This window comes from Peribacillus sp. NJ4 (assembly GCF_030348345.1).
Taxonomy (GTDB): Bacteria; Bacillota; Bacilli; order Bacillales; family DSM-1321; genus Peribacillus.
This window is the reverse complement of sequence record NZ_JAUCFQ010000007.1, coordinates 1-25,408: the sequence shown is the minus strand read 5'-3', so window position 1 is coordinate 25,408 and position 25,408 is coordinate 1. Positions and strand designations below refer to the sequence as shown.

The 25,408-nt window shown below is 37.6% G+C and carries 27 protein-coding genes and 2 pseudogenes; 8 read left to right on the top strand and 21 right to left on the bottom strand.

Features of this window, described 5'->3' with window-relative positions; all coding sequences use genetic code 11:
* Nucleotides 1-718 precede the first annotated feature (718 nt).
* From QUF94_RS28990 to QUF94_RS27665, 4 genes are all read left to right on the top strand, one after another.
* Nucleotides 719-1,357, top strand: a complete 639-nt coding sequence (locus QUF94_RS28990) for an alpha-helical endospore appendage domain-containing protein (RefSeq protein ID WP_353957822.1) — start codon at nt 719-721, stop codon at nt 1,355-1,357.
* A gap of 261 nt (nt 1,358-1,618) precedes the next feature.
* Complete coding sequence (locus QUF94_RS27675; protein ID WP_289318858.1) at nt 1,619-2,815, top strand: TPR domain-containing glycosyltransferase; 1,197 nt, start codon at nt 1,619-1,621, stop codon at nt 2,813-2,815.
* Between the two features lie 162 nt (nt 2,816-2,977).
* Complete coding sequence (locus tag QUF94_RS27670; RefSeq protein WP_289318857.1) at nt 2,978-3,193, top strand: hypothetical protein; 216 nt, start codon at nt 2,978-2,980, stop codon at nt 3,191-3,193.
* A gap of 170 nt (nt 3,194-3,363) precedes the next feature.
* The gene (locus QUF94_RS27665) at nt 3,364-3,690 is read left to right on the top strand and encodes an alpha-helical endospore appendage domain-containing protein (RefSeq protein WP_289318856.1); all 327 of its coding nucleotides are present in this window, start codon (nt 3,364-3,366) and stop codon (nt 3,688-3,690) included.
* A gap of 131 nt (nt 3,691-3,821) precedes the next feature.
* Here QUF94_RS27665 and QUF94_RS27660 read toward each other — a convergent pair whose 3' ends face one another.
* The 11 genes from QUF94_RS27660 to QUF94_RS27610 form a co-directional block, all read right to left on the bottom strand.
* Nucleotides 3,822-4,787: a GDP-L-fucose synthase family protein gene (locus QUF94_RS27660; protein ID WP_289318855.1), complete on the bottom strand. Its 966-nt coding sequence runs from the start codon at nt 4,785-4,787 to the stop codon at nt 3,822-3,824.
* 227 nt (nt 4,788-5,014) lie between these two features.
* Entirely contained in the window at nt 5,015-5,665 is a 651-nt protein-coding gene (locus tag QUF94_RS27655; protein WP_289318854.1) for an FkbM family methyltransferase, read from the bottom strand.
* A 153-nt stretch (nt 5,666-5,818) separates the two neighbouring features.
* Entirely contained in the window at nt 5,819-6,736 is a 918-nt protein-coding gene (locus QUF94_RS27650; protein ID WP_289318853.1) for a GDP-mannose 4,6-dehydratase, read from the bottom strand.
* Complete coding sequence (gene gmd / locus QUF94_RS27645) at nt 6,737-7,699, bottom strand: GDP-mannose 4,6-dehydratase (protein ID WP_289318852.1); 963 nt, start codon at nt 7,697-7,699, stop codon at nt 6,737-6,739. It abuts the gene before it with no gap.
* Between the two features lie 175 nt (nt 7,700-7,874).
* A complete protein-coding gene (locus QUF94_RS27640) occupies nt 7,875-9,002 on the bottom strand; it encodes a glycosyltransferase family 4 protein (RefSeq protein WP_289318851.1) in 1,128 nt (375 codons plus the stop codon).
* Between the two features lie 47 nt (nt 9,003-9,049).
* Nucleotides 9,050-9,649: a class I SAM-dependent methyltransferase gene (locus QUF94_RS27635; protein ID WP_289318850.1), complete on the bottom strand. Its 600-nt coding sequence runs from the start codon at nt 9,647-9,649 to the stop codon at nt 9,050-9,052.
* Nucleotides 9,650-9,947: 298 nt separating this feature from the next.
* Complete coding sequence (locus QUF94_RS27630) at nt 9,948-10,073, bottom strand: hypothetical protein (RefSeq protein ID WP_289318849.1); 126 nt, start codon at nt 10,071-10,073, stop codon at nt 9,948-9,950.
* 76 nt (nt 10,074-10,149) lie between these two features.
* Nucleotides 10,150-10,686: a hypothetical protein gene (locus QUF94_RS27625; protein WP_289318848.1), complete on the bottom strand. Its 537-nt coding sequence runs from the start codon at nt 10,684-10,686 to the stop codon at nt 10,150-10,152.
* Between the two features lie 66 nt (nt 10,687-10,752).
* Nucleotides 10,753-11,994 (bottom strand): glycosyltransferase family 2 protein, encoded by a 1,242-nt coding sequence (locus QUF94_RS27620; RefSeq protein WP_289318847.1) that lies wholly within the window; start codon nt 11,992-11,994, stop codon nt 10,753-10,755.
* Nucleotides 11,995-12,514: 520 nt separating this feature from the next.
* Nucleotides 12,515-12,727, bottom strand: a complete 213-nt coding sequence (locus tag QUF94_RS27615) for a hypothetical protein (protein ID WP_289318846.1) — start codon at nt 12,725-12,727, stop codon at nt 12,515-12,517.
* 465 nt (nt 12,728-13,192) lie between these two features.
* Entirely contained in the window at nt 13,193-13,348 is a 156-nt protein-coding gene (locus QUF94_RS27610; protein ID WP_289318845.1) for a hypothetical protein, read from the bottom strand.
* Between the two features lie 452 nt (nt 13,349-13,800).
* On the opposite strand from QUF94_RS27610, the gene QUF94_RS27605 reads away from it, so the two are divergent.
* The gene (locus QUF94_RS27605) at nt 13,801-14,220 is read left to right on the top strand and encodes an alpha-helical endospore appendage domain-containing protein (RefSeq protein WP_289318844.1); all 420 of its coding nucleotides are present in this window, start codon (nt 13,801-13,803) and stop codon (nt 14,218-14,220) included.
* A gap of 45 nt (nt 14,221-14,265) precedes the next feature.
* Nucleotides 14,266-14,706 (top strand): hypothetical protein, encoded by a 441-nt coding sequence (locus QUF94_RS27600; RefSeq protein ID WP_289318843.1) that lies wholly within the window; start codon nt 14,266-14,268, stop codon nt 14,704-14,706.
* 235 nt (nt 14,707-14,941) lie between these two features.
* Here the strand turns inward: QUF94_RS27600 and QUF94_RS29180 are convergent, their stop codons facing one another.
* Nucleotides 14,942-15,073 carry a hypothetical protein gene (locus QUF94_RS29180; protein WP_421157212.1) on the bottom strand — a complete coding sequence of 44 codons (132 nt, stop codon included), beginning with the start codon at nt 15,071-15,073 and terminating at the stop codon, nt 14,942-14,944.
* A gap of 95 nt (nt 15,074-15,168) precedes the next feature.
* Here QUF94_RS29180 and QUF94_RS29175 point away from each other — a divergent pair.
* Nucleotides 15,169-15,294: pseudogene (locus QUF94_RS29175) on the top strand (succinyl-CoA--3-ketoacid-CoA transferase); the annotation flags it as partial.
* Nucleotides 15,295-15,525: 231 nt separating this feature from the next.
* Here QUF94_RS29175 and QUF94_RS27585 read toward each other — a convergent pair.
* The 7 genes and pseudogenes from QUF94_RS27585 to QUF94_RS27555 form a co-directional block, all read right to left on the bottom strand.
* Nucleotides 15,526-16,432: pseudogene (locus QUF94_RS27585) on the bottom strand (GDP-mannose 4,6-dehydratase).
* Nucleotides 16,433-16,531: 99 nt separating this feature from the next.
* On the bottom strand, nt 16,532-16,639 hold the full coding sequence (locus QUF94_RS27580; protein WP_289319009.1) for a WecB/TagA/CpsF family glycosyltransferase: 108 nt from the start codon (nt 16,637-16,639) through the stop codon (nt 16,532-16,534).
* Nucleotides 16,640-18,321: 1,682 nt separating this feature from the next.
* A complete protein-coding gene (locus QUF94_RS27575) occupies nt 18,322-19,716 on the bottom strand; it encodes a sugar phosphate nucleotidyltransferase (protein WP_289318841.1) in 1,395 nt (464 codons plus the stop codon).
* Between the two features lie 726 nt (nt 19,717-20,442).
* Nucleotides 20,443-20,640 (bottom strand): hypothetical protein, encoded by a 198-nt coding sequence (locus QUF94_RS27570; protein ID WP_289318840.1) that lies wholly within the window; start codon nt 20,638-20,640, stop codon nt 20,443-20,445.
* Nucleotides 20,641-20,784: 144 nt separating this feature from the next.
* A complete protein-coding gene (locus QUF94_RS27565; RefSeq protein ID WP_289318839.1) occupies nt 20,785-20,940 on the bottom strand; it encodes a hypothetical protein in 156 nt (51 codons plus the stop codon).
* A gap of 95 nt (nt 20,941-21,035) precedes the next feature.
* Complete coding sequence (locus tag QUF94_RS27560) at nt 21,036-21,188, bottom strand: hypothetical protein (protein WP_289318838.1); 153 nt, start codon at nt 21,186-21,188, stop codon at nt 21,036-21,038.
* Nucleotides 21,189-21,881: 693 nt separating this feature from the next.
* Entirely contained in the window at nt 21,882-22,091 is a 210-nt protein-coding gene (locus tag QUF94_RS27555; protein ID WP_289318837.1) for a hypothetical protein, read from the bottom strand.
* Nucleotides 22,092-22,373: 282 nt separating this feature from the next.
* Here QUF94_RS27555 and QUF94_RS27550 point away from each other — a divergent pair, with 282 nt between their 5' ends.
* Nucleotides 22,374-22,565, top strand: coding sequence for a site-specific integrase (locus QUF94_RS27550; RefSeq protein ID WP_289318836.1), 192 nt, complete (start codon nt 22,374-22,376; stop codon nt 22,563-22,565).
* Nucleotides 22,566-22,670: 105 nt separating this feature from the next.
* On the opposite strand, the gene QUF94_RS27545 is transcribed toward QUF94_RS27550, so the two are convergent.
* Both QUF94_RS27545 and QUF94_RS27540 read right to left on the bottom strand, forming a co-directional pair.
* Complete coding sequence (locus QUF94_RS27545) at nt 22,671-23,120, bottom strand: hypothetical protein (protein ID WP_289318835.1); 450 nt, start codon at nt 23,118-23,120, stop codon at nt 22,671-22,673.
* Nucleotides 23,121-24,933: 1,813 nt separating this feature from the next.
* A partial coding sequence (locus QUF94_RS27540) for a hypothetical protein (RefSeq protein ID WP_289318834.1) occupies nt 24,934-25,408 on the bottom strand: 475 nt, incomplete at its 5' end.

Genomic DNA, 25,408 nt, shown 5'->3' with positions numbered 1-25,408 from the left:
CCCTCTATTGTCTTTTCATGTAATATTATGGTGACAGCTCAGCCTCGAGTACAACGTTCGATATCCCGTATTCCGAAATACATCAAGAAATGAAATTCATTAAAAGATTCATGAAATTCTCAATGTAAATGAAGTCTTCACTACAAAGGACACAGCCAAATCATCAAGACTACTCCTTTTTAGGTATATCATTACGGATATTTGGATTTGAACGTAATCTAAGCAAAACAATTAAAGACAGCCGAACTTCTTTGCTGTACCACATTAGAGTATTCAATATTGATCAGTTCTAAAAGGATTTACGGAGCATGGCTCGGTATTGAAAGGTTCCCTCAATCCAGATTATGAAGATTTGCATTTCTCCAAAGGTTTTATCTAATATATCAAAGAAAATTTGCAGCTTCTTTCCATATAGGAGTAGGCATCTTCCATACTTTGTACTAAGGTTGCTGCCTCGAAAAATTGGGCAAATCCAGGCGGTTACACTTCTTATGCACAAGCTGCAAAATTCGAACTAATGTTCGTTCTTTTATATTGACGATCTGCGTAAATCATTAATACAATCTTTGGAGGATTATAAAGAAACTTTAAACACCAGGGTATTGTTTATTGACATTCCATATAAAAATAAAAAGATAGAAAAATATAGAACTAGCCGTGTCTTTTAAAGGGGTTGTCCAATACACTATAATAACTCAAAAGAAAGAGAGATGATAAAATGTCTCAAGCCAATATCCCTAATATCACTCCGCTTATTTCAGTTACTGTAGAACAAACAATTCCGTTACTTTTAAGCTCCATTGCCCTTGAAGAATTAGCTCTTGCTCACATTGTGAATGCTGAAGCAGAGAAGCTTCAACTCGTTTTAGGAACATTACCTGGTGGAACTCCGCTTTCTCCTGCAGTGGTTTCGATATCCGATCTTCTTGCTGTTGACGCAAGTGTTCAAAGAACTCTTCGTGACGTAATCAAGAAAGAAATGCTGTTGGAATTCAAATTTGAAAACACACTGGATTTACTAACTGGTATCACAACACCAGGAGGTATATCAATTCCTCCTGTTACTGGTGCAGAGTGTGGCGTACCTACTCTTATTTCAGGTGCGTTATTTGGCGCCCTTGGCCTACCAATAGTAGGTGCCCAAGTAAATCTTGAAGTAATTGCCTCTTCTCCAGGTGCAAGCCTAATAGGTCTCCCTCCAACTACCGTTACAGGTCCTGGTGGTATCTTTAGCGTTTTGGTTACGCCTACTGGAGCACCAGGTCCAAATTTTGTAACAATACGAGCTTCCGTTACAATTGCAGGAGTAACGGTTTTCACAGATGTCACTATCGAATTCGAATGTCCAATTCCTTAGTAATTCTCGATTATATTTCAAGAGATTGAATAAATATAGCAGTTTTTGCCCTAAACCTCTCCATTTTCCTGGAGGGGTTTTTGTGCGCTAGGCAGCTCCTCGGCCCATCCTGTTTCTTTAGAAAAAGTTTAGTTCGTTCTTCTTTTTTTCCCCACATATTATATGGAAGGCGGTCCCCCAAGGTTCCAAAAAGTAACTTTTGCCCGATTGGACTCATAGGATAGATATTGACCCATTGATTATTAGAAGGAGGAAAAAAAAATGGATTTTCGCCGTTTATCGCTATGTATGATTGTGAAAGATGAAGAGGAATTTATTGAACGCTGCCTAAGCAGTGTAAAGGGTGTTGTGGATGAAATGATTATCGTAGATACGGGGTCTTCAGACCGAACTATTGAAATCTGTAAGTCATTCGGCGCTCAGGTGTTAAGTTTCCCCTGGAACGGGAGCTTTTCAGACGCCCGAAACTATGGCATTGAGCGTGCAACCGGAGACTGGATTTTATGGCTGGATGCGGATGAAGAGGTAGAAGCCAGTGATGTATATAAGCTGCGGGATATCCTCTACTCGGATGATTATTTTATGTCCATTCATTTGATTAATTATTATGGTGATAAACCGGATCCGACAAAAACATTCGACATTGCGCATGCCCGCCTTTTCAAAAACAATAAGGGGTTCAAATTCCATAACAATATCCATGAAATGCTCAACGTGAACGAAGTCTTCGCGGATTTCGATGAAGTCCCTGCCATGAAGACGGTTCCCATTAAGTTATACCATTATGGATACCTGGATTCTATGAATGAATCAAAAAAGAAATTCGAACGAAATCTCAGCATGCTCAAAAAAGAACTCAAACAAAAAGAGTACAGCCCATGGATGGAATACCACATTGCAAGTGAATACTACCGGGCAAAAAAATTTGACAAGGCATTTGACTATGTCAATCGTTCGATCATGGGATTCCTAAAAGAATTAAAAACACCTCCATCCCTGCTGTACCGGTTAAAGTATTCCATTTTGATCAACTCAGGCAGTATTGACGGGGCATGGCAGGGCATCGACAGAGCAATAACCCTCTATCCGGATTACGTCGATTTGCATTTTTATAAGGGCCTGATTCTATACGTTAGAGATATGTTCAAAGAAGCTTTGGAGGTGTTTGACCACTGCCTTGACCTGGGAGAGGATAATTTACAGCATCTTACCTTACAGGGAGTAGGAAGCTTTCAGGCTATGTACTATAAAGGATGCTGTCTCGAAAAATTAGGGGAAATCGAGGATGCTGCAAGAAGTTATGCACTAGCTATAAGTCTGTCAGATACATTTGATTCGCCTGTAAAGGCTCTGCGTGAGCTGATGATAAAGAATGAGGATATCTTTGGGAAACTCCCTGAAAATTGTGATAATGCAACGTTAGTTACCAAGATTTTTTTAACTACCAGTAAACTTTAACAAATACAAAATATAATAATAGTGGAATATCTGGGTCATGAAAGAGAGGTATTATTATGTCTCAAGCCTTTATTCCAAATTTCACACCGACCATTTCGAATATAACTGCCCACACTATCCCTTTATACTGATTTCCATTGCCCTTGAGCTCTTGCTCACATCATGAATACTTCTGCAAAATGTCTTCCACGTGTTCTAGGAACTTTACCTGGAACCCAGATTTCCCCTGCAGTGTTGTCATTATCAAACCTTCTTGATGCGAACCAAAGAGCTAGGAAACCCTTCTTATCGTGCAAGAAGGAAATGCTGCTTCAATTCAAATTTGAAGACATTCTCGATTTATTAGATGTACTTACTACACCTGGCGCTATTGGTTGATTACATGTATTAAGTATAAGGCTTTATTTTGTCATGTTTCCCTCCAGGTTCCTGGGGGGGTTTGTGTTTTAAAGAAACCGAAAAAAATCGCTTACTTATAAAATAGGTATGTCAGGACCAAGCCCGGCTCTATATACTACAATTGTAACTAAAGAAAAGAGGTGAAATTAATGTCTCAAGCCAATATTCCTAATATTACACCAACGATTTCGATTACTACGGGGCAGACAGTTCCTTTGCTTCTAGCTTCAATTGCCCTTGAAGAGCTCGCATTAGCGCACATCATCAATGCTGAAGCAGAGAAGCTACAATTTGTTCTCGGCACTCTGGAAGGCACAACAACAACGTTCTCCCCTGCAGTAGTTTCGGTAGCTGACCTACTAACTGTAGATGCGAGTGTTCAGAGAACCCTTCGTGACGTCATCAAAAAGGAAATGCTACTTCAATTTAAGTTTGAAAATGTCCTTGATTTGATCGCGATTACTCCACTTCCTTAAATATTCTCCTTTATTCATTGTAAGGAGAAACTTAGTCTCCCTTACAATGAATAATTTTTATAAAAGTTAAGCTTTATACATAAAACCCGACTAAAGAAACCTTTTTGTGTTTCTATTATTCGGGCTATAGTTCAGGGTTTTTTCACTCTGTTATTTTTAGTTGGATCCTGATTTATAAACCAATCTATTGTTTTTTTCAATCCTTTTTCCAGACTTACTTTTGCTTCAAAACCGAAACTTTCCTTGGCTCTTTGTATATCGAGTCTTCTCCGCGGTTGGCCGTCAGGCTTCGTAGGCTCCCAGAGTATTCGACCTGTAAAACCTGTTTGTTTTGCAATTAACTCGGTCAAGTCTTTAATTGAAATTTCTGTCCCTGTACCAATGTTTACAGGTTCTGCGCCATTATAACGTGCTGTTGCCAGCAGAATTGCTTCTGCGGCATCTTCTACAAAGAGAAACTCTCTCGTTGCCTTCCCGCTCCCCCATACAGGAATATGATCCTTTCCCTGTTCTTCCGCCTCTAAACATTTCCGTATTAGAGCCGGAATCACATGAGAAGTCTCCAAATCGAAGTTATCACGGGGTCCATATAAGTTTACGGGAAGAAGAAAAATCGAGTTAAAATTATACTGCTGTCTATATGCCTGACTCTGTACCAGCAGCATTTTCTTTGCTAACCCATAGGGAGCATTCGTTTCCTCAGGATATCCATCCCATAATTCATCTTCCTTAAACGGAACGGACGCAAACTTTGGATAGGAGCAGATGGACCCACAAGCCACGAATTTATCTACATTTGCTAGTCTTGCCGCTTCCATCAGATGAATCCCCATTGATAAATTATCATAGAAAAACGATCCTGGATTTTTTCGATTCGCCTCGATGCCACCGACTGAAGCTGCCAAATGGATGACAATATCCGGTTTTGTCTCCTCCATCAGTGACATAGCCGTTTGCGGGTTGCGCAAATCATGCTGTCTGCTACGCGGCACAATAATTTGGCTGCACGCCATATGCCTCAATCTCTCTACTACGTGGGAACCGAGAAAGCCCGCACCCCCGGTCACCATTACTTTCTTATCCTTCAACTGTTCCATAACATTCCTCCATATACGCATAACTAACAGGAAGGCGTTTTGTAAGTTCTTATCAAAATTAGCTGACGGGTGCAATGTATCTGCCCATTAAACCGTTCCCCCAGGCTTAGATAAATAAAGATTTTTCTCAAGCACAGTGGTACCTTCCTTATGAACATATTAAATAACTTTTACTTGATTACCTGAATTTTTTATTAACCTTTTTTTCAGTTTTTTAGGTTTCTTAGTTACACGATTGAAAATTTACTATTACAATGAAGATAAATATCATCAAAATCTAGCTTTTCCACTAATCTGAAACCTTGCAATTTTAAGTACTCTTCCACATTTTTTTCTCCATAATTATTTTCTGTTACAATGCATTCAATCTTCACTTTATTAAAATCAATCGACTGAATAACCGCCATTTCAGCCCCTTCAGTGTCAATACTACACAAATCAATTTCTGTAATATTATGACGATCTAAAATGGATTGCAGTGTAAACGTTTTTACTTTAATTATTTTTGAATTCCCTCCAAATTCTTTAATTTCTTGATTGATTCTTCCTTTATCCTGGGCATTATATTTATTAACAAGACCGCTAAGCATTTCTGTTCCTGTTCTCCCATGAACGTGTAAAAATTCCTGATATCCATCTTCAGTCGATACTGCACCTTCTACACAAATGCTCTGCCTATTTTTCCTTAATAATTCAAACACTTCCGGCAGTGGTTCAACACAGATTCCCTTCCAGTTTTTATGCTTTTCAAAAAAATAACTATTGCTGAATGTTATTCCATCATGTGCTCCAATATCCACAAAAAAGCCATTTTCCATTCCTCTAAATATTCTTTCATTAATATATTTATCCTGACCAATCTGACTATAATAGTCCATAGGACACCCTTTCTCAAATTCCCTTTATTAACCATTTCCAAATTATTCAATTATATTATAGCGTTCTTAATTTGTGCTTTTTCTACATACAGAGATTAATCCTCTTCCATTAATAGGCTATAACAATAAACCCTTAATAAATGACTCCCTTCGTTAATTTAACCACTCATTATAAATGTCCCTTAATGTATCCTCAAACTTCCGTTTTGGTTTCCATCCTGTTGCATCGAACAATTTCCCGGGGTCTCCTACCAATCTTGGGATATCCGCTACTCTCATTCTATTTTGATCAACGACCAGTTCAATCTTTTTAGCTGAAAAAGATAAAAGAATCTGTAAAAGATCCTGAATGTAAACCCCTCTTCCAGAGCATACATTATAAACTTCCCCTGCTCTGCCAAAACGCCCAATTTCATAATATGCTTCAACCATATCTCTTACATCTGTGAAATCCCTTTCGATTTGTAAATTTCCGATATTTATTTTACAATCTTTTACTAGCCCTTTATTAATAAGGGCAATTTGATGGGCAAAATCGGTTGTTACGAATCCTAACCTCTGTCCGGGCCCGATATGATTAAAAGGCCTGGCATGCGTCACGTTCAATCCATACGATTTATCATATAATTTCACAAGCATGCTTATAGCACTTTTACTTATCCCATATGGATTTATTGGCTGCAATGGTGTTTCCTCCAGTACTTTCTCTACTCCTTCTGGAAGGATTCCGTACTCTTCAGAAGACCCTACCGTGATCACCTTTATTTGGTCATTCACTTTTCTGACTGCTTCCAGTAAATGAATCGTCCCGATCACATTTCCTTCAATAAAAACCACTTTATCATCCCATGATTCTTTTACATTGCTTAATCCTGCTAGATGAAAAATATGTGTAGGTTTAATGTTGTCAATCAATTTAAGCGTCTCAGTCTCGGACAATAAATTCAATTGATAAATATGTTTCTTGCTCCTGGGTACCCTTGAGGTCCCGTAAACATCGGCTTTATCCTGCAAAAAAGCTTCAAGATGTTTCCCGACAAACCCAGTGACACCGGTAATAAGCGCCTTCATTTACAATCCTCTATACTTTTTCAGATCATAATCCACCATCATTTCTATTAAGCCTTCAAAGGTGACTTCCGGCTCCCAGCCTAATGTTTTTCGTGCTTTTTCGGGGTTGCCTAGCAGCAAATCCACTTCTGTAGGCCTCATAAATGCAGGGTCTTGAATGACATGATCTTCCCATTTCAGCCCGACATAATCAAAGGCGATTTCGACAAGACGACGCACCGTATGGGTTTTTCCTGTTGCAACGACAAAATCGTCCGGTTTTTCCTGCTGAAGCATGAGCCACATGGCTTTTACATAATCCCCTGCAAAGCCCCAGTCCCGTTTTGCATCAAGGTTGCCAAGCCGAATTTCTGTTTGGAGTCCGCATTTGATTCTTGCTACAGCGTCAGTTACTTTACGTGTAACAAATTGTATTCCTCGTCGCGGCGATTCATGATTGAAAAGAATACCCGAACAAGCAAATAAATCATAGCTCTCACGATAATTCACCGTAATCCCATGGCCGAATACTTTAGCCACAGCATAAGGGCTGCGCGGATAAAACGGGGTAGATTCTTTTTGCGGGACTTCTACTACCTTTCCAAACATTTCGGAGCTTGAAGCTTGATAAAACCTGGCTTCCGGTTTCACTCCCCTTACGGCCTCCAACATATTTAATACCCCAAGGCCCGTGACATCCCCTGTATAAACAGGCTGTGACCATGAATCAGCTACAAATGATTGAGCGCCAAGGTTATATACTTCATCAGGTGAAGAAAGCTTGACGGACCGTATCAAAGAAGGCAAGTCTGACAAATCTCCCGGAATTAATTCGATTTCGTTTACGATATGTTTAATATTCTCATGATTCTGGGTGGAAGTTCTCCTTTCTAATCCATAAACTTTATACCCTTTTTCAAGGAGAAATTCAGCCAAATATGAACCATCCTGACCAGTGATACCTGTAATTAAAGTTCGTTTCATGATGTCCTCCCAGTCTACTTTGATAAAGAAATTCCTCTGTATTGTTTATGCTGTCATCACCGTCTTATATTCTCTTTATCTAGGGACAGATCATTTCTTTTTTTAATATAAAAAAAATCCTTACATGTAAGGTTCAGGCAACTTCGCCATCATCCTTCATATAGGGAAATCAAACTTAGGAAAATAATCTTGCTTTCATTTGCTCTGCAATAACCTGTGGAGAGAAGTGATCTTTTATGTCTTGTTTTGCCTGAAATGAAATTTCTTCTCTTTTTTTGTGGTTTTCAAACGCTTCCCGCATTACAATTCTTACACTTTGTTCTTTTACTTTTGCCCATTTATGCCCATAATAATGAATAATTCTTGTCCGTTGCAACTCAGGATGCACTAATTCTAATTCCGGCTCTGGTTTTATTAGAAAACCATTATGATCATTCATAAACTCTGTGACCCCCCCCCAATTAATGGATATGACTGGTTTTCCCATCGCCATCATTTCCATCTGGGGCATCCCCCATCCGCAGGCCCTTTCAGTAGAAACATAGCAGGTGCAGCTTGAATATAAGGACAGAAGGTCTTCTCTCGGGGTATTTTCAATGATAAAATGGATATGGGGATTATTTTCCTTGTTCGGTATATACGAAGAGACCAATTCAGAAACATTCTCCTGGCTAATCCAGTCCGGGACGTATATCTTTACAATCAGGCTAACATCATCGGTATCCGAAAATTCTTCACAATAGCTCGGAATAAGTAAATCCAGCCCTTTGCGGTAATCAAACGCTAACGTGTACAAAAACTTAAAGGACTTCACTTCAGCAGGAAAAGGGTATGGATCAAATGGTTTCGTATATTGGCCACTCTCAATCGGATAATGAATGACGTGTACTTTTGAGGGATCGACACCGGATTCTGTGAATGTCCGATAATTAAATTGAGTGGGTACCCAAATCTCATCCATTTCATTGCAAAAATTTGCCCAATGCAGTGGTATGCGGTCCGTTTCGAATAAGGTAATTCCAATGGTTTTTTTAAAACCGTCTTTTTCTATACCGACAAATGACTCCGGTGTACCATGAATCATAAGAACAGGGTCATCACCCGGATCGCTGTTTAAACGTTGAATATTAGACAAGAAGTTCATATCCTCTTCTCCAATTTCTTTATGAGTGAGTGCAATATTCGCCACGTGTAAGGGGAGACCAACCTGTTGCAATGCTCTTAAGTAATTCCTTGAAACAATGCCGTACCCCCCCATATCACCAATGGGACCTGCCCACAAAATCCCTGAAGGTTGAACCATATTATCAATCTCCCTTGTTAAGATAGTCTAAAGAGTAAGGGCCTGAATTATCGCCCTTCCCTGCAAAACTGAAAACATAACATGGTATTCTCGATCGAACAAATATGATCCCCTTCTTTTATATTCAAGCTATCAATTACTGCCGTCACGTCGGGCACAAGGTGATTTCTGTAGTCGTGCCAACAAATAATTCCACCTTGCCGAATTACTTGTCGAGCTAAAATAGTATCTAATAATACACCCACCTTTGAATGATCACCATCGATAAATATTAAATCTGCTGCTGGGAGATCAGATGGTTGCACATCCCGTGAACCATTAGGTTTCACAATCAATTCCACTCGTGAATCGTCCTTCACACGTTCTCCAGCTATTTGAGGAACTTCCCCTCGTTGAATAGCTAATGTAGTAATATGAGTAGGTATTACGTCTATACCTACATATTTTTCAATCCATGGGCTATTGTCTAAAATACATTTCGCTGTGGCCCCCTGTTGAATGCCAATCTCAATTACTGTTTTAGGATAAAAGGTTCGTGAAAAGGCGATCAATGCCTCAACATCAGAGCTGGTGTAATAAGGTGCTTCACCATTAAAGGCACCGCTGCCAAAAATTTTAAAGAAAGTATCACTACTTATATTGCTCATAACATACCTCCCTACTAATTTAGTAAACTTCAACACATTTTAATCCATACTAGAAAAGTAATCATTTATCCTTTGCTCAAGTATTCTTTCCACTGTTCTTTTATCTTTTCTTTACCAAACAATTGAATTGCTTTTTTTCTCGCATTTTGACTGATCTCTTTTGCAAATTCATGATTGTTCAGTAATTCAGATAAAGATTTCCGTAATTCCAGAACACTATCGGAAACAAACCCTTCTTTTCCATTTTCAATTATTTCATGAACTTCAAAGGTACGTTGTTTAAGAAGTGGAAGTTGCCTTACATTTCAGAAACGGAAACGATTGGAATGCCTGTCATAAATGCCTCAATAAACCCAAGAGTATAACTCGTTATCCGGGCACCTGTATAGAAAAATGCGCGATTTCCCCTCATTTCCTGTTTCATCTGTTCATATGAAAGCATTCCCCCACTCTCGGGTGCCCCCTCATTACCCGGACCAAACAATTTGACCGGAAACCCTTTACAAGCAAGATGGAATAAATTGTAGTTGGAAACGATCCAATTTTTTTTGCATGGATTGACTCACTGTAATAATTTGCCATTTACTACCTTCCCAACTATCATACTCCTCCGGATCTTTGTAAAACCGAATCATAGCATCTTCTCCCATATACCCGGGTATCAACTTTTCCCTTGGAGAATACCTGACAATTTCCATCCCCTGCTGCCGATACGGAAGAAGCATGTTTTCAATCTCGGGATAAGATTGACCGATTGATCGCCAAATAACTCGTTTGTGCTTAATCTTTTCCCAATTTTTCATGACTAGTGAAGGGTCATGCATGATAATGATTACGTCTTTGTATTCAATCATTTCAGGATGCAGATCATCTTTTTGATAAAAATTAAACATATCTGCGAAATGCGGATCATAGGCCATATCAGGTATTGGAGGACGGAATGCACTCCCTATATGCGGACGGTGATATGCTCCATGCGAAAAGCATTCGTGTCCTAACTCAGTAAAAATTTTCAACTCAATATTCCAGTACGTCATGTACTGCTAAATATAAAATTCGCATGCTTTCCCTTCTCTCTCATTATTTATGCAACGCGGACTAACTTATAATGCAGGAGGGATTGGATTCCGATTTTTCTGTAACCATGCTGAAGCGTATAAAGGGCCTTTTTGAAATTCTTTATAAAATTTGTATTCTTCCGCTGATAAGGGGATCACTTGTTCAATAATAAAACTTAGGGAGCGTGTATCGGAATTTATACCTAGCTCGGAAGGAACAACATGTTTATTGCTGACGATTTCAACAACAGTATTAGGAACATTTGAATGAAGGGGGATTTCAATGTCAAATTCTCTTTTCGGGATGGTATAGTTTTGTAAACTGTCATTATTTACTGAAACGGTGGCAGACATATTATCCAATATATGATTCCTTCCTTTGATCAACAAAATGGCCGGTGGATTTTGTAACCCACTTTGAATGGAAATACGGAAATTCGGTGGTACCCATAAATCCAAATACCTGTTCATATCTGACACTTCGGGAGAAGAACCCAGAATTTCATATTTTTTAAACAAATTCAGATACCAAAATACACCTATTTTTGAATGATGCTCCAGATAATGACAAAGCCAATCGTTTGCAACCGTACCATAGTGTTTTATGCTGGACTTTATAATTTCCGGGAAACCCTTATCCACAATATGAACGACAGATTTGCAATCAGGGTGTACTCGGGAATTGGCCAAGTAATCGGGTATATATCCTATAGAATATTTTTTTGAGATTCTCATCCATAAATCATAATCCATACAAAAATCGAGAGTTTCATCGACTCCGCCTATAGTTTCAAATATATTCTTTCGGACGAATGCAGCAGGTTGGCAGATGATACAAAACTGAAACAAGGCTTTTCGGTCAAATGGTTGAACAGGATAAGGGTTCATTATTTTACTGTTTTCATCTATTTGATAGGCATTGCCGTACACCATGGCCCACTCCTGATGTTCCTTAAGAGCATTCACCGCCTTACTGACAGCTCTTGGCAAATAGGGATCATCCGAATTTAGCCAGCCAATAATCTCCCCTTTAGCCATTTTTAAGCCTTTATTGATGGCATCGGATTGACCGCGATCCGGTTCGGAGACGTATCGAAACCGATCTCCTAAATCACTGTATTTTTTCAAAATCTCTTGTGTACCGTCTGTCGAACCACCGTCTACAACAATATGTTCAATGTAGGGATAATCCTGCATCCGTACACTTTCGATTGTTTCTTCAATAAAAGCTGCTTGATTGAAGGAAGGGGTAATGATGCTTACCAGTGGCATTTCCAAATCATTCATTAGAATGCTCCTCTCATCTTAAATTGGTAATTTTAAACATTTCAAAATATCAATATGCAACACATTGATTAGTTCAATTAAATCCTGTAGGTAAGTTTTCTTTCCTTTGCCTGAATTAACATCATATGAATACGCATGTAAATTATTTTATGAAAACTAAAAGAATACCGAACTTTTTATTAAAGAATTTTGAAAATCTTTAGAAGTATTGAAAATTCAAGGTCAATCTATGGCATTAATTCAAGTAATATATTTTGCTTACATTATCTGTTTCCTTTATATATGTTCATATTAATTTCTCAACAAAGAAGCTATCTTGAATTTATAACATTCTCTTATGATCAATCGATACCTTCATCTCTTCCCATGAATAAACAAACGACAATATCCACTTCCTCAAGCTCACTCCCTATTCCCTATCTGCACTTCAATATTTTCAAGATACTTGGTTGCTTTGATTCATTGTTTTCCACCGACAGGTATATTCAATTCATCACCTTTTTTCACATAAAATACTTCATCATCCTGAACAAATTCTCCTTCGCTCGCACCGATACCCATATTTCGCTTCGTTTATGGTGTTTTCGGTAGCAAGTATTTTGCCCTGCCAATACACATTGCCGTTTTGTAAGTGCTTTCGTTCTGTCGGTGAATCTTTACCATCCAAGTGGCGTTCTTCATACATGCCTTTGATTGCATCTTTTACCATTCTCTTTGATTTGGTGCTTTTCATTTATCTGAAACCAAAATGTCATCGTGGCATGTTGCTAAGACCATATTCGAAGCACCTAATACCATGATAGGGATGTCTAATTCATTGATCAAATGCATGTTGCTACAGTCATCACTCACGTCCCCCCTGCCGATGACTGGCGTTTGCATATCCCTGGTTTAAGTGTTCCAGGTCCCCAAGTCCTTCCTACGGAATAACTGCAATCTGTTCAGTCTATTCGATTATTTCTTAACTAAAGCTTTTTTTCGGTAGCCTTTCATGTGATGAATAATCTCATCATACTGCGCCGAAATAATATAACCATATTTCGTTTAAGCATAGGAAGGATTTACACCCATTAAGCAATTCATACCTGATTGCCCGATAACCTCCTCTAAATCTTTGACTTTATCAAAAAACTGATCTTCCACAAACGGTCAACAGGCATTACAGTGATTACTTCGTTTAGATTCACCAATAATTGAATTACAAATATGTTGCAGCTAAAACAATTGCCGGAAAGGTATCTCTTCCCTCCGGTTCTAAGATTAGCGGTACTTGGGCTCCTAATTGACTGTTTTGAATGATATCCATATATTTTTTACTTGTCGAAATATAAGCAACATCCAATAATTGGTTCAAATTTAATTATCTCCATAGCCGAACCAAGCTAACTCTTTCTCAGATAGGTTGTTAAATCTATTCCCAAACCGTGAAAAAGAATAAAAAAATCCTCATAGATAATAATGCGCAAAATAAAATCACATCATATCAGAGGATAAAAAATGTCTTCTGGAGAAATTTGATACCAAGAGTCAGCTTTTTTGCGGATATAACTACTTTCATGTTCTCTTGGTTTTTTCTGGGTGAGTTCCTTAGAAAAACCCTTTTTTAATAAACAAATTAAAAAGAATTTTTTACTCCTTAGGAATAAACTGCTGAATGATAAATAAAATTACGTTTTCAACCTATATCACAACAACTCGAATTAAATGGGCTTCTTTCGTAGATAAAGTGCTTGGCAATTAGGTTCCAATCAACAAAATGGGTCATAGTTTAAAAGGGTACAGATAAATAAAGGAGGAGCCTGTAATATGAGTATGCCTACAATCCCACAAGAGCCCCATCGCCCTAATAAAAAAGAAGTGACGATTGATTTACTGGAATCGATTGCGTTAGAGGAAATCGCTTTGTCCCATATTATGAACGCGGAAGCAGAGAAAATCCAAGCATTTGTAGGGAAATGTTTAGACTTTCCTACCTGCCCGAAAAATGAAGAAATCATTAAGTTTAATAAAGGGGTCAATCAGCTGCTTGAAACCATTGTAATGAAAGAGTGGCTTTTACTAAATAAATTAGAGAATGTGTTGGATTTCTTCGATGATTCTCATAAATTTGATCGTCATAAAAAACATAAAAATAAAGATAAAAATAAAGACAAAAATAAAAATAAAGACAAAAATAAAGATAAAGATAATTGCGATTGCGACTGCGATTGCGATTGCGACTGCTAAGGCCACGAGATTGCAGTTATAAATAAACTAAAGAGGTGATCTATATTGAATCGCCTGTATAATGAGGAAAGTGCATTGCATTCATTAAGATCGGTTTACTACTATCAATCGTCACTGACAAACTATTTAAAGGCTTTTCTTACTATGTTAGAGGCTGAGTTCAAAATAGGTGACGACCAAACCATTGCAGATACTGTATACAGATTAATGAAGAATGTTAATGAACTGCAAAAGTTCATTAATCAGAGAATTGAGATGTTTTCCCAAATATTCACAGAAGCGGAAATCTATTTTATATATCTGGAGTACAAACCATTAAATGACGAGCATTTTCCTCAATGTGTAAGGCAACTACAAGATTTATCAGACAAATGTTTTTGTACTGCTTGGAAAAGAAAGCGGATTTCAGAGGAAGTCAATCAATTCTTTCAATTATATAATCGTCAAAAAAAAATGATGGACGAATTCCAATCCATATCAAGATGAAACAACCATATTTAGCAAAAAGCAAAAGGAAATCAGCTTCATTGAAGTAGTTGTCACGAAAATATATGAGGGTAAGTAATGAAAGGAAGAAATAATTATCAAAAAGTATAACTTAGAAAGAATACAAACGAAATTAGGCTACCTCAGTCCGCTCGTTTACGAAACAAAGGTAGCCTAGTAATGGTGTTTTACATGGGTCTCATTGCTTGGACAGTTCAAGCATTTATTTTTTTACTTACCCCTTAATTTCGAAAGAGGAGCTGACAGTAAAGTCAGCCTCTGTTTTGCTTTTCACTTCAACAACTGTAACGCTATTCTGCAATTCGATCAATTCCATACCTGATTCTGAAAATTGAAAAACAGCCAAGTCAGTAATCCATTCCTCCTAATATAGGTAAGATTGATAGGCTGCCACGAATCATCCCGAACGACTCAGTTCTATCAAAAAAGGAATCCCCAGTTGCTATGGACCTCGTTCAAGGAGCAAAACGAATCCGTCGTCATTATGGATCCCGTGAACAATCGTGGGGAATCCAAAGTGACAAAGAGCTGTACACTGCGCCATTTACGGGAGAAAAAGTCGTCCATTGCAAGTTCTGAAAAAGGAGAATTGGTAAACTGGATGGGAAAATGGCAAAAGGAATGGGTGGACAAGTAAACTAAAACATCCTCAATCTCTCTTGGAATTCATGCATCCTTTTTAAATAATAATGCATATGACGTTACAACATCCCGAACATCAGTAAAATCCCTTTGAGAAGATAAATCTCCTACATGTTCCCTACAAACCCACTTGAACCTGTTACTAATACCTTCATACTATCGTTTAGATGCTATTTCTTTTTTCACTCTTTTTAAATCAACTTCAACCATCATTTGAATTAATTGCTTTAAAGAGGTTGTTGCCTTCCAGCTCAATTCCTCTTGTGCCTTAGCAGGATTTCCCAGTAGCACCTCAACTTCTGCAGGTCTATAGAACTTTGGATCAATGACAACATACTCTTCATATTTTAGACCAACATATTCAAAAGCGATTTTACACATATCTCTAACTGTTGTAGTTTCTCCAGTGGCAATTACATAATCGTCTGCATTTTCCTGCTGAAGCATTAACCACATTGCTTCTACGTAGTCACCAGCAAAACCCCAATCTCGCTTTGCATCTATATTTCCTAATTGTAACTCCTCTTGTAATCCTAATTTAATTCTAGCTACAGCATCTGTAACTTTTCGAGTAACGAATTCAATCCCTCTTAAAGGTGATTCATGGTTAAATAAGATGCCACATAAAGCATGTATATTAAAACTTTCGCGATAGTGATCCAATAACCGTACAATTTCGCTACTCCATAAGGACTTCTAGGATAAAATAGTGTTGATTCCGATTGCTTTTCATCTTGAATTAAACCAAACATTTCACTCGTTGACGCTTGGTTAAATTTAACGGAAGGATTGTTCAATCTTATCGCTTCCAATAAATTGACTACTCCAACTCCTGTTACTTCAGCTGTAATTATAGGTTGATCCCATGATGTTCCAACAAAACTTTGAGCCGCTAAATTATAAACTTCATTTGCTTCAGAAATTTTTAGCGCTCTAATTAAAGACGAAGGGTCAGTCATATCTCCTTCAATTAAATCTACCCGATTTTCATTCCCTAGGAATTCTATTGTGCTAACTATGCTCCATCTTGTCCTGTAATACCAGAAATTAACGCTCTTTTCATTTCTATCTCCTACCGATCATTTATTATGCTTATTTAAAATCTATCTAATTTCTTAAATCAAAAATTGCTATCTCTAATAAAATATCAACTAAACATTCTTTACGGTTCTTGCAAAAATCTATAAAGCCATTCAAGACCAAATTTTTGCATCCATACAGGTACTCTTTTTTGTGCAAGCAAAAAATCTAAAGCTACACTTACAGAAATGGATACTAGACATTAAGTTCCTTAAGTTATTGGCCATTCATAGATTCCCATGGGTGAACTTAAGGAAAAAGTAAAATATGAGAATTAAAATTACGCATTAAATAGGAATTTTTATCATTTCATCATTTAGTGGAATAACACATCGTAAAAGATAAAATCTTTATAAGAGTAACTGGTGCAGATTTATTACCTAAAATTTTAAAATCAGCAGAAAATAAGTGTTTTCGGGTACTTATACATGGATTTGGTGAGGGGGTAGTTAAGTAGTTAATAATACAATGGGTGAGCAATTAGGAATTTTCCAATGAACCAACATGTATTTTTAGTTGTATTAATATGAAATTCAACCTCGAGCACTTCATTCATTTGCCCGCTCCGAAAAAATTAGGTTAAAGCGTGATATTCATTGATTTAAATTATTCCTCCGTATCAGTAAAAGTAAGTTTTGCCATAAATAAGACGATTGTCGATATACTGTGTTATATCTAATTTTCTCAAAATATCACTAAATATTATCATAATCATACCAATCAACAATGCCGTCCAAATAACTGACCTGATCCAAAACTTCATTCCCGAACCAAGTAGGTGCAGTGAATCATTTTCACCTCAATCAGTCCCTAAATCGTGGGTTTAATATCCCAAAATATAAGTTTGAATGTTTGTATTAACCATTTTCATCAGTAACGTAGTGATAGTTGGAATTAGGTTTTATCACTCAATCGTAGCAATGGTCCAATAACTGACAACCTGGTCTCAAGATGCGTTTCAAGTGTGTCAGGCACAATAAAGTTATCGTAATCAACCACAAAATAGTGAGTCCCTCTTGCTTTTGCCCATTCTACGGACGGGTTCCTCAACATCGCTCGAATCGAAGTAGATCTCCGAATACTTATCCTTTACTTTTTCTATCGACTGCATAAGCAATACTGCTGTATGATCTCGATTGTTGTTTGTACGTATATAGATCTTGATGTGAGAAGCTGGATAAGTTTGGTTTTCAATTAAGTTAAGGAACAAAGGCAAACATGAGTTTCTCCCTAGCAAGAATGGAAAATGGTTACAAACTCGGTAGGTTTCATTTTATTAAATCGGCATCCTTCCATTTTCACTTATATTATGACTAGCGGATTATTTATGTGAAATTCAAGGTTGATTTCTTCTACAATCCTGTTTATCGTCCAAAACAGCTGTATCTTAGTAATGGATAATACCCGCGACCACGTTTGTTTCCTCCTTTCGGGGCACGCCTTAGTTGAGTAGATCGAAAAATGCCGCAACTATATTTTAAATCTGGGTTCCTATTCCTAAGTAAATCTTAGTTCAACTGAACTACGCAAATTACGCTTTTTGGTGAACGTCAAAACAAGACGAATCTGGAACATCAATCGGAATACAATAAATGGGAACTAGAACGCAATCTCCCGCGTACTAAGCTAAATTCTACACCAGTACGTGTTTGACTTATGGTAACCTGGACCGAGGCGAAATGCATGCAGTACGATAGCTGTCCGGCCCATTACTAACCAAGCTTCACAAAAATAGCAGTACAAATAAAATTTAAAATAAACAAGAAATTTTCCTGTCACTGGAGTTGGTGAATTAGTTCAGGAAGTCCTAAAGGCTCCAATCCACCAAATAATAGAGGATATATAGATGAAGGCGTGTTTTCTGACACAATATTATTCTCTTGCTACACGCGTACAATTGGCTTCGACTTCTTCCCATGTCATAAAAATACGGACGATGTCTTCCTCAATGAGTTCTGTGCCGGTCTGTACCTCGATAATTTCTAAATCTGTTATGGCTTTAATACCGTGTTTGGCTCCTACTGGAATTTGTAGTACGTCACCCGGCTTTACTTCCATGATCTTATCATTAAGTACAAACAAACCTGTTCCACTAATAATGGTCCAAACCTCGCTACGATGGAAATGTTTCTGATAACTGAGATTTTTGCTGGCCGTTACACCAATTCGTTTAGTTAGCACTTCATTTCCATCATTAAATTTAATATAATCCAATACGCGATACCAACCCCAGCGACGTTCTTCATACATAGGACGCTCCTCAAACTGATTTGCGATCTCCTTGACTCGCGGACTAGCCTCTTTATCTGTCACAAGAATACCATCAGGGCTCACCACAACTACAAGATTAGATAAACCTAATACTGATACAGGAATATCTAGTTCATTAATAACATGCACATTCTGACAATCCGAACTAATACTTCCTTTGCCAATTAGGGGTGTATCCATTTCTTCTGTGAGTGTATTCCATGTACCAAGGTCTTTCCATTCCCCTTTATAAGGTACAACAACAATACTCTTTGTTTTTTCAACTACTTCATAATCGAAACTATTTTTGGGTAAATGAGTAAACTGTTTTATCATTTCGTCATATCTTAGTGGCAGCCCTTGTGATTTTATATGATTTAGTAAAAATCCAAGTTTAAATGCAAATACTCCACCATTCCACAACGCTCCTTCAGTAAGTAATCGCCTAGCATTTTCTTGATTTGGTTTTTCTGTAAAATAGCTAACATTTTGATAACCTTCGTCATGGTTTATCATTTGCGAACTATCGGGTACTATATATCCATATTTTTCTGATGGAAATGTTGGCTGAATCCCAACTAATGCAAGATCAGCATTTGAATGATTCACAACATTTTCTAAAGCATTCACATGGTGGAAAAACTCCTCTCCTGCATATGGGTCAACTGGCACAACTGCCACCACTTCATCGGGATCAATACCCTCTACAGAATATAAATATATAGAGGCTAATGCAATGGCTGGATAGGTATCGCGTCGGCTCGGTTCAATAATTAAAGGTATATCAGAACCCAACTGGCTATTTATCATATCAACCTGAGATTTACTTGTAGATACAATGGTACGTTCAGCAAGATTAGCTTTATGGAGTTGTTGCCAAACGCGTTGAATCATAGAGATATGCTTATACGGTTCTTGCCCAGCCGGCAATAACTTTAAAAACTGTTTTGAACGGGAATTATTTGATAAAGGCCAGAGGCGCTTTCCTGAACCACCAGATAATAAAATAAGACGCAAATTTATCACTCCTATATATTTTCAGTTTAAATTGGATTCACCTTTTCTTCGACATACTTAACTTCCTCTCAAAAACGCTCTGGAAAGGAAGAAAGAAGATTTTCTCTGCCTTGTGTACAAAATATTCGAATACGTTTTGAGAAGGGACTAGTGTATAATATGTGGTCAGAACGGGAAGGTGAGTTTCTCCGGTTTTTTTGTTTTCCATTTGTTTTTATGAAGTTGCTACTCATAATCTAAAAGCCACCTTGTCTACTGTAGACAGACTACTTTTGTACTCTTGGTATATTAATTTCGTTTAAAACACATCAAAATTTAAGCTCTAAATCATACGAAGACCTATAATTTAAGCTTTTATTAATTCCTCCTCTAGATCCGTTTTAAGTGACTAGAGTTTGCAATTTTAATACAAAGTTTTCTAATTCTTTCATTGTAATAAATTGGTTTAATTCTCTTTTCTCGATTACTTCTATTGCTCTGAATATTTTTCTCTTGAACCTTCTATTTGTTTCTTCTAGGAAACAAATACTTATCGGGAGCGTTACAATAATACAAGAAAAACCAAAAAAACCTTGAACAGCGTCCAAGATTTTTTAAAATGCATCCGTTTTGAAGCGATAGCGTTTTTTTCTCTATCTATTCTTTCCTCTTTGTTATTCGCTTGACCTTATATTGTTCCAAATCCCACTTCGACAAAAATTCCTTTGTAGAGGTATAGCCCGATTTTTAGAGAAAGACGATTTCATCCTCATTAAGTTTAAAATCAGTGGCGTTGATGTGACCAGTCGGAATTTGAATTGTGCGTTCAATCGTTTCTTCGTTCATATGTCGTAAATCATGGGCTTGAATCATCGTTTTAAATATATTTTTGAAAAGATGGATCGGTGTTGGAATAACCGCATCTATGTTAACTTCATCTTTCACAAAATGGAATCCGAACGTTGGAAAACGAGGTTGCTCTGTTGTATCAAATATCCATATTGGGAAGTTACTAAGTGTGATTTTAATTCCTAAAGAATAAAGGAACCAATTCACTCTTTATCTGATGATGTAGCCTTTCTTATTTTGTTAAAGTCCTTCAGCGACTGCTCTGTTCTCCCGGATATACCCACTAAATCTATCATAGGGCCCCATTCCCTTTTCATCCGTCACATCTTTCCCTACATAGTAACCCGCTGCCGAATTCATCACTATTGTGTTACTAATCCATTCAATCCTGTTCATTCAATTTCTCCTTTCAGACAAAGGAGAATCCCCTTTGCCCTCCCTTCAAACTAACATGGTTTAAAAGAGGGCTGACAATCACATAGTCAAAGAGTTCAATGCCTAGTATTCGCCCGTTCGGCCAATCGCTTTGTCAAGTCTATGTCTTCCCGGTTTGGGGCCGGGTCGCCGGATGGACGACTCTTGCATTCAGACTTTCCACATGCCCGATGAAGCCCGACCACTTGGTTCTTGGTATTGAGCATCATGATGAGGAAAACCTCCCTGTCTTCATCGGCCAAATACGAGGCGGCCAATTCCGCGACATGTATATCGCGAATTGATTCTAAGAGGTCTATGACTATGCCAACAACATATTAAAAATTTTAGTGTCTTTCACTAATCCTTGATATGGGGATAAAAACAATTGAAGTTTGAATGCTTCTTTGTTATTTGATCGCCATTTTACTCAGTAATTCTGATGCCACTAGATACCCATATCATCAATGTTTAAATAGTCATTGTACTCAGTGAAGATTACATCACTGCTTCTTTCAAGAATTTGATGCTATAATTTCTGCTCCCTCGCTATGGCCGAATGTGAAAATTTTAAATTCCTTTTCCATCATTAATTCCCCCTAATTTTCATATCGCACATTGTGTCTTATGTGTAACATAAGGCGGTTTGAAGAATATAATATTAAGAGCAAGGCAACTTAGTCACCAATATCACTTCCACCAGCGATCCTTGCTCGTTGCTTCATTCAATTACGATATACCCTCTCTGCCGTTATTTTCTTAATAACAATATTTTTATTACTTTACATAAATTACAGATATAAATGAATCAGAATCCTAATCAATAAAGATTAGGAGGTGAAAACGATGGCACGTAACAACCTAATAAATTTACTTAGAAATGAGGGAGTAGTCGGCTACTACTTCCTTTTTTTTCAGCCTTTTCACACTGGAATTGGAATACGCTTACATTCATCTTGTTTAAACTTACAATCATCATAATTTTTATCTTCCTTACAGTTATGTTTATGGTTTTTTTCACTCATAATTTTTGTCCACCATATTAGTTTTTCAATGGTTCTGAAATCACCCTCCCTTGAAGTTACTTTGACTTTAGTGCGCATTTTGTTGGGCAAGAACCAATGTGTTTTCATTATTTGGATATTCTCCAAAAAGAAAGGGCCGTTTATAGCGGTGGTGGGCTCCGTCGGGGATCTTCTTCGGTTGAATATGCAGTTAATCCTGAAACTCAAAGGGAAAACAAACAAGATTCTCCGGGTTAAAGAAGGCAAAACGCAAAAAATCCACGATATGTATATCGCGAATTTCGTCCAGGAGGTCTGAGTCCTATTTATTCCCATCTCGCAAGGGAGGCGGCCCTATTTACCCCTTCTCAGGCCTACCGGCAGTTAAATAAAGCGGCAGACTTCGCTGGGGTGGAACATGTCGGGAACCATACCTTACGAAAAACGCTTGGCTATTGGTTTTACAAGGTCACTATGGATATTGCCATGCTACAAGGATTCCTGCTTCATTTGCACCCTTCAGTTATCTTACGCTATTTTGGGATTACAGAAGAAGAGACGAACAACGTGTTGAAAAGCTTTAGTGTCTTTCAGGCTACCTAAAAAATCAGGGATGTATAAAATTATGATAACTTCTTTTAAATTGACATTATGTTAACTAATAATGAATAACTTTTTTTATCAATATGGACAAGTATACTTTCCTTTTTATTTGCTTTTCATATATTGATAGCAAATGGAATAGAAAGGAGTAATATTTCTATGTCTTCTCAAGCTGATTGTTGTAAAAGAAAATGCTGCGTTGGCGACCATCACCATCATTGTTGTAAAAAGAAGTGCTGCCATGAGGACCATCACCATCATTGTTGTAAAAAGAAGTGTTGCAATGAGGACCATCACCATCATTGTTGTAAGAAGAAGTGCTGCCATGAGGACCATCACCATCATTGTTGTAAGAAGAAGTGCTGCCATGAGGACCATCACCATCATTGTTGTAAGAAGAAGTGCTGCCATAAGGACCATCACCATCATTGTTGTAAGAAGAAGTGCTGCCATAAGGACCATCACCATCATTGTTGCAAGAAGAAGTGCTGCCATAAGGACCATCACCATCATTGTTGCAAGAAGAAGTGCTGCCATAAGGACCATCACCATCATTGTTGTAAGAAGAAACGCTGAGATAATAACTTTTGGGGTAATTGGTAGTTTGTTAAATGGAAAGTGCTTTGATACCATACTGAACTATATCCCGGATAACAGATACCAAAAAAAAGTGTCCCTTATCCGGGTTTTTTTATGTTTCCATAGATGTAATTGAGTATGGACGGAGGGTTTCTATTAGTAAAAATATATATACTGAATTTCAGATTAAAGAACTTGAAAAGAATCCGAATATCATTAGTGCTTCCGAGCGATCTATTTCCTATAGTCCGGAATTTAAGAGTTACTGATACCGTGTAACGACCCAAACCAATACCGCTATTTGCTACGTAGGCGCGAGTCCCATTAGAGTTTGCTCAGTAGTAATAGAAATGAACAGTGTAATATTGGTAACATTTGGGTAAATCGATATAAGTCACCCTCTTTCTAATTTTGTTAAAAGAAACACAATGAACAAAGGCTTTTTTGAGCTATTGTTTTCTATATTTTATTCAATAATAGTTTGATAGATTGTGTACTTGTCCTTAGGTATAAGTGGATTTTTTGTTTAAAAGAGCCCTTTTTTATGATTGATGAAGCATCCCCGGTCTAGTGTGAATACTATATATATAACACCCTTTTTTAAAAGACTAACTCGCCAAATAAAAAAACCTCACAAATTCAATCTTCCGTTTCAAGCTCGAAGAGGCGACGACTTCTCACAAAGACAAGAAAGCCCCGTATGGCGGCTGTCAACGGTAAGTAGACCGTAAGGGACATTAATGGGTTCAGCACCAAAACCCTCTTGGTGTGTCAAAAGTTCATCTTTTGACCCGCATACCGGCGAGAGAGCCCAAAAATTGAGGGGGGTGTTTTTTGATTGGATGTACAGCCACAAATGCGATAATGACCATCACCATGATTATTGTAAGAAAAACGCTACGTTGATGACTTTTGGGTAATGAAAACTAAAAGAGCCCCAGCACCCACCTTTGGAAATTCAGGGTGATACAAGGGCAATCAATTGTATTTTTGGAGGAAAAGGAAATAACTTGTAAATAGCATTCCCTAAAACACGGTTGTATATCCAACATAGAATCTAAAAAAATCCGGCGGGTACTGAAGGGAACTGTACCCTTGGGGACAGTTTATGAAGTTGGAAGCCTATGCGATGGGGAAGTTTGCTATATAATATTCAACCAATTAGGAATGTGCATTTAATAAACACAAATAACCTCTGACTAACTTTTTAGGCTGATACAAAGGCGATTAATTTTTTAAGAAGAGACTCCATATATATATTCCTTAAACATGAAAGTTGCTATCTAAACCTAACAAACTTTATTTAGATGAACAATGCACGGTCTTAGCGGGGGTTACGCGTAACGAAAAGATTAAGGAATGTAAATCATTGGGATTGGAAATGGACATGTTTAATTAAGAGAGGTTCGGTGAAACCTAAAAGATTCATATGTCAGTTATTTAACTTTCTCACCTGTTGGTTGCATATGAAAAAGAGCTGATCGCACAGTCTTTAAAGAACTAACGCACCCGTGGACTTTTTTAGTTACCAAAAGATTAGTTATGTCAACCTCACATGTATCGCGTACTCATTCTGTTCCTTCTCCTTAGACTGAGTGTATCTTAGTAAACTATTTTTATGGATTTTTTTTGCCCCAGTATACCATTCCTCAAATTCTTTTTAAATTTTCTTCAAACAAAAAAACGAGACTGTCAATGACAATCCCGAATGGTGTATGTCTGAAAAGAAAACAAATGAACATGAGCACCTTTTATATTTCTAGAAAATCACTTTCGTTCCAGAACCAGTTTAAGGGCAATCGGAGATAGCTATTTCACCATTTCCAAGTGTTGTTGTCGACATGAATGTGTTACCGTTTCCGGTTATTATTACAGTAATGCTCTTGTTATTCATTGTATTGTCCACATTGAGGGTGTACGCAGGAGTAGCACCAAACAAACCAGGGTTGTCGGTAGTTCCTTGACCCGTTATTGACACAGTGCTACCCGGACAACTAGGAACGGTAAAGGTAGTTGCCGTGAAAGTAAATGCAGGGACAACAATTGATCCACCGTACTCAAACGTAAAGAAGTTGTTAGTTGGTGTGCAGTCCGAACAGAAGAGACCATTATAGTTAACTCCTCCAGGCGGATCTTGTTCGACTCCGTTAAATGTAACAGTTGTTCCTGCATTGCCCTGTCCTCGGTTAATAGAAAAGTCATTTCCTGCCATATTCGTTACTTCACAATCACAAAGTGTTGTTTGACAGTTAACAATAGTAATT